The sequence below is a fragment of the Oerskovia rustica genome, assembly GCF_014836555.1.
GTDB classification, from domain to species: domain Bacteria; phylum Actinomycetota; class Actinomycetes; order Actinomycetales; family Cellulomonadaceae; genus Oerskovia; species Oerskovia rustica.
Genome location: NZ_JACSQQ010000055.1, coordinates 1 through 15,849, shown reverse-complemented (window position 1 = coordinate 15,849; position 15,849 = coordinate 1). Strand labels below are relative to the sequence as shown.

Sequence of the window (15,849 nt, the reverse complement as noted above, 5' to 3'; positions counted from 1 at the left end):
GAATCACGCACTCAGCGGCGGGCCGGACGGCGACGGCCGGACGGCTCAGGCGCGCCGCGGCTCGCTCGGGGGCCACTCACCGTCGTCCGAGCCGTCGTCGGCCGCGAACAGCAGCTCGTGGAGCCGGACCTGGACCTCCTCGACCCGCGGGACGTCGGGCAGCGTCATGCCGGGCTTGGCCGTCGCGTCCGAGATGATGAGCGTCCCGCAGCCGAACATGCGGTCGACCAGGTCCTTCTCGTACGTGACGTCGTTGATGCGGTAGAGCGGGATGTCGCGGCCCGTGCGCGTGAGGATGCCCGTGCGCGTCGACAGGCGCTTGGTCGTCACCGTGTACTGGGTGGTCAGCCAGCGCAGGTGCGGCACGACGACCCACACGAACGCCGCGACGACCGCCACGCCGAGCGTGCCCCACAGGATCACGGGGTGCTCGGGGGAGAACCAGAGGATCGCCGTGGCAGCGGCCACGATCAGGACCAGGACCAGGACCGGCAGGAACAGGGCCTTGGGGTGGGTCCGCAGCTCCATGACGACGGTCTCGCCCTCGGCGAGGTTCTTGTTGACGCTCATGGGGAGCATCGTGCCACCTCGGGCGGGCGTCGCGGCACGGTGTCCCGGTCAGGCCGTCGGCAGGTTCCAGCCCTCGACGGTGCGCAGGCCGTGCCCGTGGCCGAGCAGGCTGATGCTCGCTGTGCCCAGCTCGAACCGGGCGGCGGTCGCGGGGCCCAGCTCGAGCCAGACCGCGGCGAGCACGCGCAGCAGGTGACCGTGCGCGACGAGGAGCACGTCGCCGCCGTCGCGGAGCACGGGGTCGACGCGCCGCACGACGCTCCGTGCCCGGTCGGCGACGTCGTCGAGCGTCTCGCCGTGCCGGGTCCCCGGCTCGCCGGGGGCACCGTCCGCGCGGGGCACGACGTGCACGCCGTCGCGGAAGATCAGCCAGTCTCGGCCGATCTCCCGGCTCACGTCGTCGGCCGTGCGGCCCTCGACGGGGCCGTAGTCCCACTCGGCGAGGTTCGGGTCGGCGACCGCGTCGGGGTGTCCCGCGAGGTCGGCGGTCCGCCGGGCGCGCAGCAGGGGGCTGCGCAGGGCGAGGGCGAACGACCGCCCGGCGAGGAACGCCCCGGCGGCGCGGGCCTGCTCCTCGCCGTGCGGGGTCAGGGGGATGTCGCTCGTGCCGGTGTGCTGGCCGGTGCGGCTCCACTCGGTCTCGCCGTGGCGCAGGAGCACGAGCTGGGGTTCGGGCATGGTGTCCTCCGGGGTCGGGCTGCTGTTCCGAGCATCCCCCAGGCCCGACGGCGGAGCACCCGCAGGGCGCCCGTCGCGCCTCGGGGACGGGTCCCCCGGGGGAGGGCCGGCCGCTGCCGGAGGGCCTGCGGCGCCGGGCGCACGGGGGGTTCGGGAGCCGGTGTGACGGAGTCGGGGGTCGTCCTGGAGCCCGTTCTGGCCCTAGGCTCGACCGTCATGACCACCTACTCGATCCTGACGGCGACCGCTGCGCTGCGAGGCGAACCGTTCGAGGCCGAGACCGACGAGGCGGCGCTCGACGTCGTCCGGTCACGCAAGCGGAGCGGGAACCTGCCGCTCACGTCGTTCTCGTTGCAGACCTCGGACGACCGCACGGTCGCGTCGTGGACCGGGGCGCACGAGGTCGTCTGACCCGCCGGCTACCGGGCGCGCAGGGCACCGGACGGGGTGTCCTCAGGCCGGGCCGCGTCCTGGGTGCCGAGCCTCGTCCCCAGGGTGAGCCCGCCGTCGTCAGGAGCGGAGAGGGGCTCGAGGCCCAGCCGTGAGTAGAACGCGATCGCGCCGTGGTTCTCGCCGCCGACGCCGAGGTGCAGGCCCGGGACGCCGAGGTCCACGAGCCGGCCCTGGAGGTGCTCGATCATGCGTCGTCCCCACCCGGTGCCCTGCGCCTCGGGGAGCAGGTCGATGTGCAGGTGCGCGGGGTGCGTCGCGGGCTCGACGAGCCAGGGCCGCGGCGGCGCGGGGGTGCGGTCGTGGATCTGGCGGACGAGGCGCGCGTCGGGCGAGGGGTCGGCAGGGTCCGGCAGCGGGTACCGCTCGCGCAGGGGTGGCCACCACTCGCGCTCGCGCCACTCCTCGAAGGCCAGCGTGTCGCGGCAGCCGATCACGTAGCCGACGACGCGGTCGTCGTCGGTGACGAGAACGGTCACGAGCGACGGGTCGTGGGCCGCGTAGGGGGCGGCGTAGACCTCGCCGAGCAGGCGGGGGTCGGCGTAGACCCCGGTCGCGTCGCGGCCGTTGTCGCCCGTGCGCAGGCAGATGTCGTACAGCGCGTCCAGGTCGTGGGGCGCGTAGGGCCGGATTCTCACGGTGGTGCTGTTCCTCGGGTCCGGGGGGTCGCCGGGCGCTCCTGGTCGCGCCGTCTCGGCGAGACCTCGTGCGGGGGTCGACGGGTTACGTGCTGCCAGTCAAGTTTACAGACGATCACCTCGGTGCCCCGCGCCGGTCCGGTCTCGATGCCGCTCCGGGTTTCGGGCACGCTTGTGCCCGAGCACCGCGGACGCCGGGGCCGGAGGAGGAGAACGACGCCGTGAGCACGAGCACCAAGAGGGTCGGTAACGCGACCGTCCTGCGCGCCCTCAACGACGGGGCCGCGCTCGAGGCGCTGTTCCGTCATGGCCCCATGACCTCGGCCGGCCTCCAGGAGATCCTGGGGCTGTCCAAGCCGGCAACCGCGACCCTCGTCGCGCGGCTCGAGGCCGCGGGCCTCGTCGAGCGCTCGGGACACCGCGACGGTCGGCCCGGACCGCGTGCCGTCGTCTGGACATTGCGCGGCGACTCCGGGTACGCGGCCGGTGTGGACGTGACGGTCGGCCAGGTCTCGGTCGTGGTCGCCGACCTCACCGACAGGGTGCTCGGCAGGTCGGCACGCGCGGTCGCCTGGACGGCCGAGGAGAACCCGTCCGGCGCGCTCTCGCCAGGCGCGCACCTCGACGTCGTCCGGGCCGTCGTGGACGAGGCCTGCGCACGGGCCGGGATCTCCCGTGCCGACCTCCTTCAGGTCGTCGTCGGCTTCCCCGGGTCGGTCGACCCGGCGACCGGGCGCCTCGCGTACGCCCCGCACCTCGCGGTCTGGAACGACCAGGACGTCGGGGCGCAGCTCGCCGAGACGCTCGGTGTGAGGGTCGCGGTCGAGAACGACGTCAACCTCGTGGCGCTCGCCGAGGTCGCGCGCGAGGACCTGGCCGACGTCCGGGACCTGTTCGTCCTGTGGGTCGACCAGGGGGTGGGGGCCGCGACCCTGCTCGACCGGCGCATCCGGCGAGGTCGCCACGGCGGCGCGGGTGAGATCGACCATGTTCCCGTCCCCGACCCGGCCCGGCGTGGTCGCGCGCCCGAGGGGCGGAGCACGGTCGCCGACCTCGTCCGGCTCGACGCCGTCGCGCGTCTCGCGCAGGCCTACCGCCTCGCACCGTTCGACGCCGCGCCCCTCGACACGCTGCGGATCGACCCCTCGGTCGGCGGCCGGGCGTCCGACCTCGCGCGCAGCCCGCAGGTCCGTGAGGCCGCGACCCTGGCGCTCGCGGCGGCGGCGGCCGACCCGTCGGGTGATGCGGGAGACTTCCTCGACGACCTCGCCCGGCGCCTCGCGGTCGTGCTGAGCATGGCGGTCGGGGTGCTCGACCCCGACGCCGTGGTGCTCGGCGGCGAGGTCGCCGCTGCCGGTGGGGAGGCCCTGCGGGCCCGCGGCGCCGCGGCGCTGCGCGCCGAGCACGGCACGCCGACCTCGGTGCTCCTGTCCACCGCGCAGGGCGACGGCGTCGTCGACGGGGCGCTCGCGGCAGCCCTCGGCGAGACCAGGCGCCGCGTCTTCGGTGCGGGGAGCGTCACCGCGTCCTGATCGGTGACCGCGGGTCGGCGGAGACCGGGCGGGGTCCCGCACACGGCGTCGCGCGTCTGCTGCGTGCGGTCGGGTGTCGGACGTTCTGAGATGGATGTGCCCTCCGGAGTCCGATGAGGGCCTCTTTCCCTATCTGTCGCCTCTTCACCACCTCTCCGCTACGTTGGCGATGTCTCACCCACGGGTGCCGGGGTGACCCCCGGCCGCCCTCACTCCATCGATGCACAAAGGGGTACTTCGTTGAGGATGAAGCGCACACTTGTCGCGGGCACGGTCGCACTGGCGACCTTCGCTCTCCCTGTCGTCGCCGCGGCGCCGGCGTCAGCTGCCGCCGGACCGGTCAGCTCGTACTGCAGCACCGTCATGCGCAACTCTGCCTACACGAACGAGCAGACGGCATGGTGCCGGGTGCAGCAGTGGACCGGTCACCGGACGGTCGGGGGCGGGTACATCGCCGAGGGGCCGTACCAGGGTCCGATCGACGGCATCCCCGGGGTCAACTCCTGGAGGGCATTCCAGCAGTACCTGAAGCTGTCGGTCGGCTACTCGGGCCCCATCGACGGGATTCCTGGGCCCAACACCTACAGGGCGGTCCAGCTCCTCGCGCAGAAGGGCGGATACACGGGCCCTGTCGACGGCGTCCTCGGCCCGAACACCTGGGCGGGTGTCGCACGCTACGTGCTGACGAAGATCTGACGCACGCCGTGCCGAGCCCGGCCTCCAGGGGCCGGGCTCGCTGCGTTCACCGCGGGATCGAGGTCAGGACGTCGCCCTCAGGCGACGCCGTCGATCCCCACGATCGACAGGAAGACCACGAGGGACCCGAGCAGCACGACGGCGACACCGACCGAGATCAGCAGGACGGTGCGGGGACGGACGGGCATGGGGCTCCTGCCGGGGTCGGGGTCGCGCGCCGGTCGTCCGGGCGCGGTGAGGGAACCCGACCATCGTAGGCAGGACCGGTGCCTTCCCGGCGCGGGCCCTGTCGGAGGCGGTCGGCGCGACGGGGCGGGCGGGTCTCCCTGCCCGCCCCTGTCCCGTCAGGCCGCAGGGTCGCCGGACGGCACGAGCTCGTCGTCATGGGCAGCGCGCAGCGCGCGCGTCCCGTCGCGCCAGGTGAGGTAGCCGCCGTCGAGGTTGTGCACGTCGTAGCCGAGCTGCGTGAGCAGCCGCGCGGCGGTGTGCCCGCGCTGCCCCACCTGACAGTGCACGACGACGGGTGCCCCGGACGGGATCTCGGCCGCGGCCCGATCGCGCAGCTCGTCGAGCGGGACGTTGAGCGCAGTCCCGCCGGCGACACCCACCACCTCGACCGTCCCGCGCGCGTGCTCGCCGGGCGTGCGGACGTCGACGACGGTCGCACCTTGCGCGACGAGCGTGTCGAGCTCGTGCCACTGGACGCTGCGGGTCTCGCCCGTGCGCAGGTTGTCGGCCACGTAGCCCAGCATGTTGACGGGGTCCTTGGCCGAGCCGTACGCGGGGGCGTACGCGAGCTCGAGGTCGGCGAGGTCGGAGGCCGTGAGCCCGCCTGCCATGGCGGTGGCGAGCACGTCGATGCGCTTGTCGACGCCGTCGCGCCCGACGCCCTGGGCGCCGAGGATCAGGTCGGTCTCGGGGTCGACGAGCAGCTTGAGGGCCATCTGGGTCGCGCCGGGGTAGTAGCCCGCGTGCTGCGCGGGGTGCGTGTGGATCGCACGGTAGGGGCGCCCCTCGGCCTGGAGGCGCTTCTCGTTGCGTCCGACGCTCGCGGCCGTGAGCCCGAAGACACCGACGACTGCCGTCCCCATCGAGGGGCGCATCCCGCTGCGGCGACCGAGGATCACGTCGGCGACGTGGCGCCCGTGCCGGTTGGCGAGGTTGGCGAGCGGGATGAGGGTGGTCGGCTCGTCGCCGGCCGTCCCGGGGGCGGAGCCGGTCGGCGCGAGCGCGTCACGCTTGGTCGCGGCGTCGCCCACGGCGTAGACGTCGGGCACCGAGGTGCGCAGGTCCTGGTCGACGAGGATGCCGCCGCGGGGTCCGACCTGTGCTCCGGCGAGGACCGCGAGCTCGACGTCGGGACGCACGCCGATCGCGGCGACGACGAGGTCCGCAGGGACCGTGCCGCGGGGCGAGCCGTCGGCGGAGGAGAGCTCGGCGGCGTCGGGGCCGAGCATGCTGACCTGCGTCGAGGTGCGCACGTGGACGCCGTGGGCCTCGAGCTCCTGCTGGACGCGGATCGCCATCTCCGGGTCGAGCGGGGCGAGGACCTGGTCGGCGAGCTCGACGAGCGTGACGTCGAGGCCGCGGTGGACGAGGTTCTCCGCGACCTCGACCCCGACGAACCCGCCCCCGATCACGACGGCCGAGCGGGCAGGTGGTTGGACCCGGCCGGGCGTCGTCGTGGCGCGTGCGCCGTCGGATCCCGTGCCGTCGGTTCCCGTGCCGTCGATCGCGGCGACGATCCGGTCGACGTCGGCCACGTCGCGCAGCACGAGGGCGCGCTCCATGCCGGGGGCGGGCGGGACGATCGGGCGGGCCCCGGGGCTCAGGACGAGCCGGTCGTAGGTCTCGACGGACTCCTCGCCCGTGGCCAGGTCGCGGACCGTGACGGTGTGGGCGTCGGCGTCGACTCCCGTGACGCGGTGGCGGACGCGGACGTCGATCCGGAAGCGGGCGGCGAGCGACGCGGGGGTCTGGAGGAGGAGCGCGTCGCGGTCCTCGATGACTCCTCCCGCGTAGTAGGGCAGGCCGCAGTTGGCGAACGAGACGTGCTCGCCGGCTTCGAGGACGACGATCCGGGCGTCCTCCGACAGGCGGCGAAGACGGGTCGCCGCGGACATGCCTGCCGCGACGCCTCCGACGATGACGATCTTCATGCTTTCCTCCTGGGGGTCGAGGAGCACTATACCCCCGGGGGTATAGTGGGATCACATCCACCGAGGAGGACGAGCGTGTGTAGAGCTGTGACCTGCAAGAAGTGCGGCAGGACGACGTGGGCCGGTTGCGGCCAGCACGTCGACCAGGTCATGCGGGGCGTACCCCGTGCCGACCGCTGCGAAGGCCACGCGGCCGAGGCCAAGGCGCCGGGTCGGGGATCCTTTCTCGCGCGCCTCTTCAAGCGCTGACCCGCCCCGACGCGACCACCACGACCACGAGGAGAACCCCATGTGCAGCCCCGCCCGCTGCGGAAACTGCCGCAAGATCACGTGGACCGGCTGCGGCATGCACGCCGACGAGGTCCTCGCCGAGTTCGAGCCCTCCGAACGCTGCGCCTGCCGATGAGCCCGGCGCCCCGGCGCGCCGTGCCCGACGCCCCGTCCGAGGCACCGCCGCCCGTACCCGGGCAGACGGCCGCTCCGCTGCCCGTCCGGGTGCGGCGCCCCACGTGGGGCAGGCGACGGCTCGTCGTCGGCGCCCTGCTCGCTCCCGGGCTGCTCGCGCTGCTCGTGGAGGCGGACGGGGGCTGGACCCACCACCTCACCCCCCTGTGGCTGGGGCTGCTCGCGGTCGTGGCCGTCGTCGGCGGCCTCACGCTCGCGAGCTACGTCCCGGCCCGGGGCGAGTCCTGGCGGGATACCCTCGGGTGCTCGCCGTGCGCCGTCGTCTCGGGCGGCACGGTGCTCGCCGCCGTGTTCCTGGTCGGCCAGGCGCCGCACCAGGTCGGGATGGTGCTGCCCGCGCTGGCTGTTGTCCTGTTCGGGCTGGTGCAGCGCACGAGCAGCACGCGCGACGCGTGCGCGCGATGAGAGGAAGTGTCATGGAGCTCGACAAGGACGAGATGAAGAAGGTCTCGAACCGGCTCAAGCGTGCCCAGGGGCAGCTTGCCGCGGTCGTGCGGATGGTCGACGACGGTGGCGACTGCGCCGACCTCGTCATGCAGCTCTCCGCGGTGTCCAAGGCGCTCGACCGTGCAGGGTTCGCGATCATCGCCTCGGGCATGAAGCAGTGCCTCACGGACGAGGAGAACGGCACGGCGGACGTGCAGAAGCTCGAGAAGCTCTTCCTGTCCCTCACGTAGCCGGGTGGCCCGGCCCCCGCTGCCCGACGGCGCAGCGGCCGCCGCGCTGTTGCCCTCGCCTGGGACGGTGGTCGAGCCGCACCCTGCCGCACGACGAGCGGTTCCCCTGCTGCGACGCGCCCGCGGTCGCCACCCCGGGAGGCGACCGCGTGCGCCCCGGGGGATGATCGCGAAGGTGAGCAGGACGCCCGGGCGAGCGACGCCGTCGGGCAGGAGCGACCCCCAGGAGCCCCGCATGAGCGACGACGCGACCTACGGCAGCCCCGTCTTCGACTGGTCCGTGCTGACCGTCCCGACCCCGCTCGCGATGGTGCGCGGGCAGCTCGGGTTCTCGTGGCTCGAGGTGCTGGGACGGCTCGTGACCCTCGACCAGGACGAGTTCGGGTGGGAGCCCGGGCCGGACGCGCTGCGGGTCGTGCGGCGAGGGGAGGAGCGCTCGCCCCGCACGCTCGGGGTCGGCGAGTGGGTCATGGAGTGGCCGGAGGGGTCGGACTCGCCGCAGCCCCGGACGATCGCGTGGCTCGTCGCGCACCTCACCGAGGCGTTCTTCGAGCGGTGGGAGTGGACGTTCGGGGACCGCATCGCCCGGCGGGACGCCGTCGCGTTCTCGGGTGAGGTCGACCCCGCGATCGAAGGGCTGACGCGCTGGGTGGACCTGTGGCGCGACGGCGTCGACTCGCTGCCCGACGACGAGGTGTTCACGGTCGGGCTCGGCCAGGCGACCGAGATCGACGCCCAGGCGCCGTTCGGGCATCTCGTGCTTCACATGAACCGCGAGCTCATCCACCACGGCGCTGAGATCATGGTGTTGCAGGACCTGTACCGGGCGCGGTCCGCGGGCTGAGTCGATCCGAGCTCGAGGAGCAGTTCACGTCCCTCACGGAGGACGCCCTTGCGGCCCGACGGCGGGGGGGCCCCCCCCCCCCGGGGCGGCGCGCCGCCGTGCTACGCGGACGGGGCCGTAGCAGTCCTCTCGGCGACGTCGCCGAGGTCGTCGGTCAGCGCCGGGCGGTGAAGCGGTACTCGCCGCCCGCGTACGTGCAGGAGCTGACGATGTACCCGCGGTTGCGCCACTCGGCGCGTCCGGCGTTGCAGCTCGCCAGCGTCGAGAAGCCACCGACGACGACCGGTGTGCTGAGGAGTGCGACCTGCCCGCTGACAGGTGCGGCCTGGCCGCTGTGGGGCGCCGCGCTCGCCGGGGCCGCAGCTCCGATCAGAGCGGTGACGCCGACTGCTGCGGAGACGAGGGCTCCGATGACCTTGTTTCGCATGTTCTCCCCTGATTCATCCGAATGCCCCGTAGTGGGCACGTCGCCAATCCTCCTCACAGGGCTGGTCGGCCCGCAACCGGAGAGGCGTCGGCAGGATCACACGCTTCCGGGGAATCCCCGGCCCGTCGCCGCCGTTGAGAACGGTCATGAGCGAAAAGGTGAAGGTCGACATCTGGTCCGACGTGGCGTGCCCCTGGTGCTACGTCGGCAAGCGCCGCTTCGAGACGGCCCTGGCCGGGTTCGCAGGCCGCGCCGACGCCCCCGAGGTGGAGATCGAGTACCACTCGTTCGAGCTCGCACCGGACACCCCGGTCGACTTCGAGGGGACCGAGGTCGACTTCCTGGCCACGCACAAGGGCATGCCCAAGGGGCAGGTCGAGCAGATGCTCGGTCAGATGACGACGGTCGCCGCGGCCGAGGGGCTCGCGTACGACTTCGACGCGCTCCAGCACACCAAGACCCTCAAGGCGCACGAGCTGCTGCACCTCGCGAAGTCGCGCGGCAAGCAGGTCGAGATGAAGGAGCGTCTGCTCAAGGCGTACTTCGAGCAGGGGCGCCACGTCGGCCGGATCGACGAGCTCGTCGCCCTCGCGACCGAGGTCGGCCTCGACGCCGACGAGGTCCGCGCGGCCCTCGAGAACGGCGACTTCGCGGACGACGTCGAGCAGGACATCGCGCAGGCGCGCGCCTACGGCATCAGCGGTGTCCCGTTCTTCGTGTTCAACGGCAAGTACGGGGTCTCGGGCGCACAGGACCCGGCCGTCTTCACGCAGGTCCTCGACCAGGTCGTCGCGGACGCCGCGGAGTCCGTGGCCTGAGGCCCCGGTTCGCCCCTGTCCCGGGCCGCCTCCACCTACCACGTGGAATGCGACCGAGATCACAACAGGAGCGGTAGCGAATGCGACCGAGTATCAGCCAGACTGTCGGAAACCCGCAGCGTCGCTGGTCCCGGTGGCCCCGCAGGCGTCCGCCCGTCGAGACGGCCGGCCATCCCACCACCCACGAGCACCGCAGCACGTGACATCAGGAGATCCCATGACTGACACCCAGGAAAACCTCTTCCACTCGATCGCGAACCCGCGCCGCACGACGCTCGTGACGGTCTCGGCCGCCGAGGCCGCCGCGCCGTTCACGATGGTCGGCAGCGACGACGCCGCGGTGTGCGTCGACGGGGTGTGCGCTCTCCCCGAGTGATCAGCGGCTGACCCTCGGCTGACCGGGTGGCGGTCGAGAACGGGGTTGAGGCCGTTCTGGCCCTCGGCACGGCCGCAACCCCGTTCTGGGCAGTGCGAGCGACTCAGCCGCGGTGGTGCCGGCCCATCGGCACGAGCGTCGGCGTCCCCGTGATCGGGTCGGGCACGACGAGCGAGTCCAGGCCGAACACCTCGCGCACCATCTGCGCGTCCACGACGTCGCCCGGCGCTCCCTCGGCGTGGACCCGGCCGTCGCGCATCGCGACGAGACGGTCGGAGTAGCGGCACGCCATGTCGAGGTCGTGCAGCACCATGACGACCGTGGTCCCGCGCGACTCGTTGAGGTCCACGAGCAGGTCGAGCACGTCGATCTGGTGCGCGATGTCGAGGAACGTCGTCGGCTCGTCGAGCAGCAGCAGGTCGGTGCGCTGCGCGAGCGCCATCGCGATCCATACGCGCTGCCGCTGCCCGCCCGACAGCTCGTCCACGGACCGCTCGGCGAGGTCGAGCGTCCCGGTCGAGGCGAGCGCGTCGGCCACGGCCTCGTCGTCGTCCGCGGTCCAGCGCCGGAACCAGCCCTGGTGGGGGTAGCGGCCGCGACCCACGAGGTCGGCGACCGTGATGCCGTCGGGCGCCACGGGGCTCTGCGGCAGCAGGCCGAGCGTGGTCGCGACCTGCTTGGTGGGCATCGAACGGATGTCCTCGCCGTCGAGCAGGACGGCGCCGCCCACAGGCTTGAGCAGGCGAGCGAGGCCGCGCAGCAGCGTCGACTTGCCACAGCCGTTCGAGCCGACGATCGACGTGATCTTCCCGGCCGCGACCGTCAGGCTCAGGTCCTCGACGACGCGGCGCTCGTCGTACGCGAGCGACACGTGGTCGGCGGCGAGCGTGTGGGTCCCGGCGGTCCGTGTGCCGGTGGCCCCGGCGCGCGCGGTCCGCCCGTCGCCAGGATGCCCGACGGCGTCGCTCGCCTCGGGCGCGCCCCCGGAGGTCTCGGGGTGGTCGGTCATTCTCAGCCTCCGCGTCCGGAACGGTTGGTGCGCACGAGCAGCCACAGCAGGTAGGGGGCGCCGACGATGCCCGTGACGACGCCGACGGGCAGCGTCACGTCGGGGATCGCGAACTGTGCGACGAGGTCGGAGCCGAGCACGAGCAGCGAACCCACGAGCGCCGCGGGCACGAGCGCGAGCCGGCCGTCGCCCAGCGTGCGGCGGGCGATGGGGGCCGCGACGAGCGCGACGAACGCGACCGGACCCACGACCGCGACGGCGGAGCCCGCGAGGCCCACGGCCACGAGGATCAGCAGGAGCCGGGAGCGCTCGACGCGGATGCCGAGCGCGGCCGCGGCGTCGTCGCCCAGCTCGAGCGAGCGGAGCCACGGAGCCAGGTAGGCCGTGAGCGGCACGAGCACCGCGAAGCAGACCAGCAGCGGGTTGAGCGTCGACCAGTCGGAGCGCGCGAGCGAGCCCGTGATCCACACGAGCGCGGCCTGCGCGTCGCGCACGTCGCTCGTCGTGAGGACCCACGAGACGACGCTCATGCACAGTGCCGCGACGCCGATGCCGATGAGGACGAGCCGGTATCCGGCGACGCCGCCGCGCCACGCGAGCAGGTAGATCGCGACGGCCGCGACGAGCGACCCGGCGAGCACCAGGCCCGTGAGCGCGAGCCCGCTGATCCCCAGCACCACGACGCCCAGGACGCCCGCGGCGCTCGCGCTCTGCGTGATCCCGATGATGTCGGGGCTCGCGAGCGGGTTGCGCACGATCGACTGGAAGAGCGCGCCCGACAGGCCCAGCGCTGCCCCCACGACCAGGGCCGTCAGGAGACGGGGGAGGCGCAGCTCGACGATCACGAACTGCGTGAGGACGTCGGCGCGGCCCAGGACCGTGTCGAGGATGCCGGACAACGGCACGGCGGCGTCGCCCAGCGTCATCCCGACCGCGGCGAGCACGACGAGCGCGACCGACAGCCCCGTCACGAGCCGCGCCTCGCGCAGGCGCCCACGGTGACGCGAGGCCCGGGCGACGTCGACGCCTGGGGGAGCGACGCCGTCGGGCAGGCCGTGCGGAGCGGTGGTCGGAGTGCTCACAGCGACACCGTCTTCCCGCGCCGCACGAGCGCGATGAACAGGGGCGCGCCCACGACCGCGGTGACCACGCCCACCTGGAGCTCGCCCGGCCGTGCCACGACGCGGCCGATCACGTCGCACCCGATGAGCAGCACGGGCGCCGCGACGGCGGCGTACGGCAGCACCCACCGGTAGTCCAGCCCGACGACGTAGCGCGCCACGTGCGGGACGACGAGCCCCACGAAGGCCACGGGTCCGACGGCCGCGGTCGCGGCCCCGCACAGCAGCACGATCGCGATGCCCGCGACGACGCGCGTGCGGGTCACGTCCTGCCCGAGGCCGCGCGCGACGTCGTCGCCCAGGGCCAGGCCGTTGAGCGAGCGCCCGAGCGCCAGCGCCAGGACCAGGCCCACGACGACGAACGGCAGCACCTGCCACACGACCGTCGAGCCGCGCGCCGCGAGCGAACCGACCTGCCAGAAGCGCATGAGGTCGAGCGTGGCGCGGTCGACCAGGAGGACCGCCGTGACGACCGACGTCAGCGCCGCCGTGACGGCCGCACCGGCGAGGGCGAGCTTGACGGGGGTCGCGCCCTCGCGACCGACGCTCGCGACCCCGTAGACCACGGCCGCCGCGATCGCGGCGCCCGCGAACGCGAACCACACGTACCCGCCGACCTGCGAGACCCCGAAGAACGAGATCGCGCCGACCACGAAGAGCGACGCGCCCGCGCTGATGCCGAGCAGGCCCGGGTCGGCCAGCGGGTTGCGCGTCAGGCCCTGCATGAGGGTGCCCGCGGCGCCGAGCGCGGCCCCCGCGACCAGTCCGACGAGCGTGCGGGGCACGCGCTTCTCGATGACCACGAGGTGGTCGGGGTTGGTCGGGTCGTAGCTCGTGAGCGCGTCCATGACGACGCTCAGCGGCAGGGCGTTGGCCCCGACCGCGAGGCTCAGCGCGCACACCGCGGCGAGCGCCACGACCAGGACCACGAGCCCCACGACGAGACGCCGAGCACGGGCCGGGCGACGCGAGGTCGCCCGGCCCGTGCCGGCGTCCGTGCTGTGGGTCGTGCTCATGAGTGGTGTGAGACTACGACACCTTCTCGGCGGCGGCCGCGAGCTGCGGCACGTACTGGTCGAGCATCCACGGGATCGACAGGGCCGTGGGGGCGCTCGACGCCATGACGAACGACTCGCCCACGATCGGGGCGAAGCGGCCCTCGGTGATCGTGGGCATCGCGGCGATGACCGGGTCGGCCACGAACGTGTCGACGTCGGCCTGCGTCGCGAAGTACATGATGAGGACGTCGGTCTCGATCTTGGAGACGTTCTCGTAGCTCAGCGGGTACCAGAAGGTCCCGGACGACGGGTCGGCGTCGAGCTCCGCGACGCTCGGCGAGAGCGTCATGCCGAGGTCCTCGACGACCTGGACACGCGGGTCCCCGGCGCGGTAGACGTTGAGCTGGTCGGCCGTGTTGGCGGCCGCGTAGAAGAAGGACTTGTCCTTGATGACCGGGTAGGCGTCCGACTGCGCGGCGATGCCGGCGTTCGTCTCCTCGAGCAGGGCGTCGGCCTCGTCCTCGAGCCCCAGCGCCTTGCCGACGATGTCGAGCTGGTCCTGCCACGACAGGGACCACGGCTCGTCGGGGTACGCGACGACCGGAGCGATCTTGGAGAGCTTGTCGAACTCCTCCTGCGTGATGCCCGAGTAGGGGGCCAGGATGACGTCGGGCTTGGCGGCCACGACCTCCTCGAACGGCACCTCGCTCGTGTCGCCGCCCGAGAGCAGCGTCGGCGTCTCGGCACCCATCTCGTCGAGCTTCTCGGCGACCCAGGGGAGCAAGCCGTCGGCGTTGCCGCCGTACTTGTACGCGGGCATCGCGACGGGCACGACGTCGAGCGCGAGGACCGCGTCCTGCGTCGACCAGCCCCACGTCACGACACGCTCGGGCTTCTCCTCGATGACGGCCTCGCCGAGCGCGCTGTCGATCGTCACGGGGAAGGCGCCCTCGGCTGCGGCGCTGCCGCCTGCGGGCGACGAGGCGTCGTCGGTGGACCCGCCGGAGCAGGCGCCCAGGGCGAACGCGGTGGCGACGGTCGCGGCGACCAGCGCTGCGGGCCGGAGCCGTCGAGAGACGGTGCGAGACATGATACTCCTCGGTCGGTGCTGCACGGGGGTGGTGGTGCTAGAGGTAAGGCTAACCTCATGACCTGGGCGCCCTCGACGGAGGGGGCCCGCGCGACCCAGTGGGATGGTTCACAACGTGCTGTCATCTCCCGGCCGGGTCGTGTCGCGCCCCGGCCGCAAGATGCTGGCGGTGCGACGTCCGAGAACGGGGTTGAGGCCGTTCTGACGGCTCTGGCGACCCCAACCCCGTGCTCGACCGCGCGGAACCTCGTGCTCAGTTGCCCCGGTGATCCTGAATCGACAGTCTCGGACCCCGCCGCGGCGCGAGTCCCCGGCCCGACACCTCGAGCAGCCGCACGACCCGGTACCGGTGCGGCGCGTAGGGCGCGAGCAGCGCCAGCATCCCGGCGTCGTCCGTCCGCTCGCCGGTCAGCGCCCATCCGACGGCCTTCGCCAGGTGGAAGTCCCCGACCGACACCGCGTCGGCGTCCCCGAGCGCCCGCTGCGCGACCTCCGCAGCCGTCCACACCCCGACCCCGGGCACGAGCTGCAACCGCGCCTGCGCCGCGGCCGGGTCCATCGCGGCGCACTCCTCGAGCCGCCGGGCGACGCGCGCGCACTCGACCACGGTCCGTGCCCGCCGCGGGTCGACGCCCGCCCGGTGCCAGTCCCACGTGGGGATCGTGGCCCAGGTCCGGGCGTCGGGGACCACGCGCATGCCCTCGGGCGCGGGCCCCGGCGCGGGCGTCCCGTACCGCGCGAGCAGCCAGCGCCACGCGTGGTGCGCCGTCACGGTCTGCACCTTCTGCTCCAGGACCGCGGGCACCAGGGCCTCGAGCACGCGCCCGGTGCGGGGGACGCGCAGCCCGGGGTGCCTGCGGTGCGCGTCCGCGAGGCGGGCCGGGGGCTCGAAGAAGGCTGCGTCGTCGGGCTCGCCGAGGAGCGACGGGAGCGACGCGGCGAGCTCGCCCGCCCCGGGCCCCCACGCCTGCCCGACGACGTCACGCACCCCCGCCTGCACCAGGCGGTAGGTCACGGGTCCGGTCGGGAAGAGGCTCGTGCGCCACGTCCCGGCGTGCGGGCCGCCCGGCACCACGCGGAACGTGGGGTCATGGGGGCCGCGCGCGAGCTTCGCGAGCGTCGAGCGCAGGTCGAGCGGGCGCTCGGACCGCAGGGCGAGGGGGAGCGGGGCGCCCGGGCCGGACCGGGCGGGCGCCGGTGCGGGGAGCGGCGAGGACATCACGCCAGTGTCGCACCGCCACCTGAGCCCAGGGTCCCCCGCACGGTCGCCGAGAACGGGATCGAGGTCGCCACCGTGTCGG

The 15,849-nt window shown here is 73.6% G+C and carries 18 protein-coding genes; 8 read left to right on the top strand and 10 right to left on the bottom strand.

Features of this window, described 5'->3' with window-relative positions:
- Positions 1-45: 45 nt before the first annotated feature.
- Both H9652_RS18855 and H9652_RS18850 read right to left on the bottom strand, forming a co-directional pair.
- Positions 46-570: a PH domain-containing protein gene (locus H9652_RS18855; protein ID WP_191798268.1), complete on the bottom strand. Its 525-nt coding sequence runs from the start codon at positions 568-570 to the stop codon at positions 46-48.
- Between the two features lie 48 nt (positions 571-618).
- The gene (locus tag H9652_RS18850; RefSeq protein ID WP_191798266.1) at positions 619-1,248 is read right to left on the bottom strand and encodes a histidine phosphatase family protein; all 630 of its coding nucleotides are present in this window, start codon (positions 1,246-1,248) and stop codon (positions 619-621) included.
- 216 nt (positions 1,249-1,464) lie between these two features.
- Between H9652_RS18850 and H9652_RS18845 the strand changes: the two genes are divergently transcribed.
- Complete coding sequence (locus tag H9652_RS18845) at positions 1,465-1,659, top strand: hypothetical protein (protein ID WP_129429526.1); 195 nt, start codon at positions 1,465-1,467, stop codon at positions 1,657-1,659.
- Positions 1,660-1,667: 8 nt separating this feature from the next.
- On the opposite strand, the gene H9652_RS18840 is transcribed toward H9652_RS18845, so the two are convergent.
- Positions 1,668-2,336 (bottom strand): GNAT family N-acetyltransferase, encoded by a 669-nt coding sequence (locus H9652_RS18840; protein WP_191798265.1) that lies wholly within the window; start codon positions 2,334-2,336, stop codon positions 1,668-1,670.
- Positions 2,337-2,557: 221 nt separating this feature from the next.
- Between H9652_RS18840 and H9652_RS18835 the strand changes: the two genes are divergently transcribed.
- Together H9652_RS18835 and H9652_RS18830 are read left to right on the top strand one after the other, a co-directional pair.
- On the top strand, positions 2,558-3,868 hold the full coding sequence (locus H9652_RS18835; protein WP_191798263.1) for an ROK family transcriptional regulator: 1,311 nt from the start codon (positions 2,558-2,560) through the stop codon (positions 3,866-3,868).
- Between the two features lie 246 nt (positions 3,869-4,114).
- Positions 4,115-4,564 carry a peptidoglycan-binding domain-containing protein gene (locus H9652_RS18830; protein WP_191798261.1) on the top strand — a complete coding sequence of 150 codons (450 nt, stop codon included), beginning with the start codon at positions 4,115-4,117 and terminating at the stop codon, positions 4,562-4,564.
- A 344-nt stretch (positions 4,565-4,908) separates the two neighbouring features.
- On the opposite strand, the gene H9652_RS18825 is transcribed toward H9652_RS18830, so the two are convergent.
- The gene (locus H9652_RS18825; protein WP_191798259.1) at positions 4,909-6,723 is read right to left on the bottom strand and encodes an FAD-dependent oxidoreductase; all 1,815 of its coding nucleotides are present in this window, start codon (positions 6,721-6,723) and stop codon (positions 4,909-4,911) included.
- 402 nt (positions 6,724-7,125) lie between these two features.
- On the opposite strand from H9652_RS18825, the gene H9652_RS18820 reads away from it, so the two are divergent.
- The 3 genes from H9652_RS18820 (at position 7,126) to H9652_RS18810 (ending at position 8,709) form a co-directional block, all read left to right on the top strand.
- A complete protein-coding gene (locus H9652_RS18820; protein WP_191798257.1) occupies positions 7,126-7,593 on the top strand; it encodes a hypothetical protein in 468 nt (155 codons plus the stop codon).
- Between the two features lie 11 nt (positions 7,594-7,604).
- A complete protein-coding gene (locus H9652_RS18815; RefSeq protein ID WP_138826660.1) occupies positions 7,605-7,865 on the top strand; it encodes a metal-sensitive transcriptional regulator in 261 nt (86 codons plus the stop codon).
- A 235-nt stretch (positions 7,866-8,100) separates the two neighbouring features.
- On the top strand, positions 8,101-8,709 hold the full coding sequence (locus H9652_RS18810; RefSeq protein ID WP_191798255.1) for a DinB family protein: 609 nt from the start codon (positions 8,101-8,103) through the stop codon (positions 8,707-8,709).
- Positions 8,710-8,863: 154 nt separating this feature from the next.
- Here H9652_RS18810 and H9652_RS18805 read toward each other — a convergent pair whose 3' ends face one another.
- Entirely contained in the window at positions 8,864-9,136 is a 273-nt protein-coding gene (locus H9652_RS18805) for a hypothetical protein (protein WP_191798254.1), read from the bottom strand.
- A 146-nt stretch (positions 9,137-9,282) separates the two neighbouring features.
- On the opposite strand from H9652_RS18805, the gene H9652_RS18800 reads away from it, so the two are divergent.
- Positions 9,283-9,954, top strand: coding sequence for a DsbA family oxidoreductase (locus tag H9652_RS18800; RefSeq protein WP_191798252.1), 672 nt, complete (start codon positions 9,283-9,285; stop codon positions 9,952-9,954).
- Positions 9,955-10,171: 217 nt separating this feature from the next.
- Positions 10,172-10,330, top strand: a complete 159-nt coding sequence (locus tag H9652_RS18795; RefSeq protein ID WP_191798250.1) for a hypothetical protein — start codon at positions 10,172-10,174, stop codon at positions 10,328-10,330.
- A gap of 103 nt (positions 10,331-10,433) precedes the next feature.
- Here the strand turns inward: H9652_RS18795 and H9652_RS18790 are convergent, their stop codons facing one another.
- The 5 genes from H9652_RS18790 to H9652_RS18770 form a co-directional block, all read right to left on the bottom strand.
- Positions 10,434-11,339 carry an ABC transporter ATP-binding protein gene (locus tag H9652_RS18790; RefSeq protein ID WP_191798248.1) on the bottom strand — a complete coding sequence of 302 codons (906 nt, stop codon included), beginning with the start codon at positions 11,337-11,339 and terminating at the stop codon, positions 10,434-10,436.
- A gap of 2 nt (positions 11,340-11,341) precedes the next feature.
- Positions 11,342-12,421, bottom strand: coding sequence for a FecCD family ABC transporter permease (locus H9652_RS18785; RefSeq protein WP_318244275.1), 1,080 nt, complete (start codon positions 12,419-12,421; stop codon positions 11,342-11,344).
- Positions 12,418-13,476 carry a FecCD family ABC transporter permease gene (locus H9652_RS18780; RefSeq protein ID WP_191798246.1) on the bottom strand — a complete coding sequence of 353 codons (1,059 nt, stop codon included), beginning with the start codon at positions 13,474-13,476 and terminating at the stop codon, positions 12,418-12,420. Before H9652_RS18780 ends, H9652_RS18785 begins: the two co-directional genes overlap by 4 nt.
- Positions 13,477-13,489: 13 nt before the next feature.
- Entirely contained in the window at positions 13,490-14,548 is a 1,059-nt protein-coding gene (locus tag H9652_RS18775; protein WP_191798244.1) for an iron-siderophore ABC transporter substrate-binding protein, read from the bottom strand.
- 253 nt (positions 14,549-14,801) lie between these two features.
- Positions 14,802-15,767 carry a DNA-3-methyladenine glycosylase family protein gene (locus tag H9652_RS18770; protein WP_225228478.1) on the bottom strand — a complete coding sequence of 322 codons (966 nt, stop codon included), beginning with the start codon at positions 15,765-15,767 and terminating at the stop codon, positions 14,802-14,804.
- Positions 15,768-15,849 lie beyond the last annotated feature (82 nt).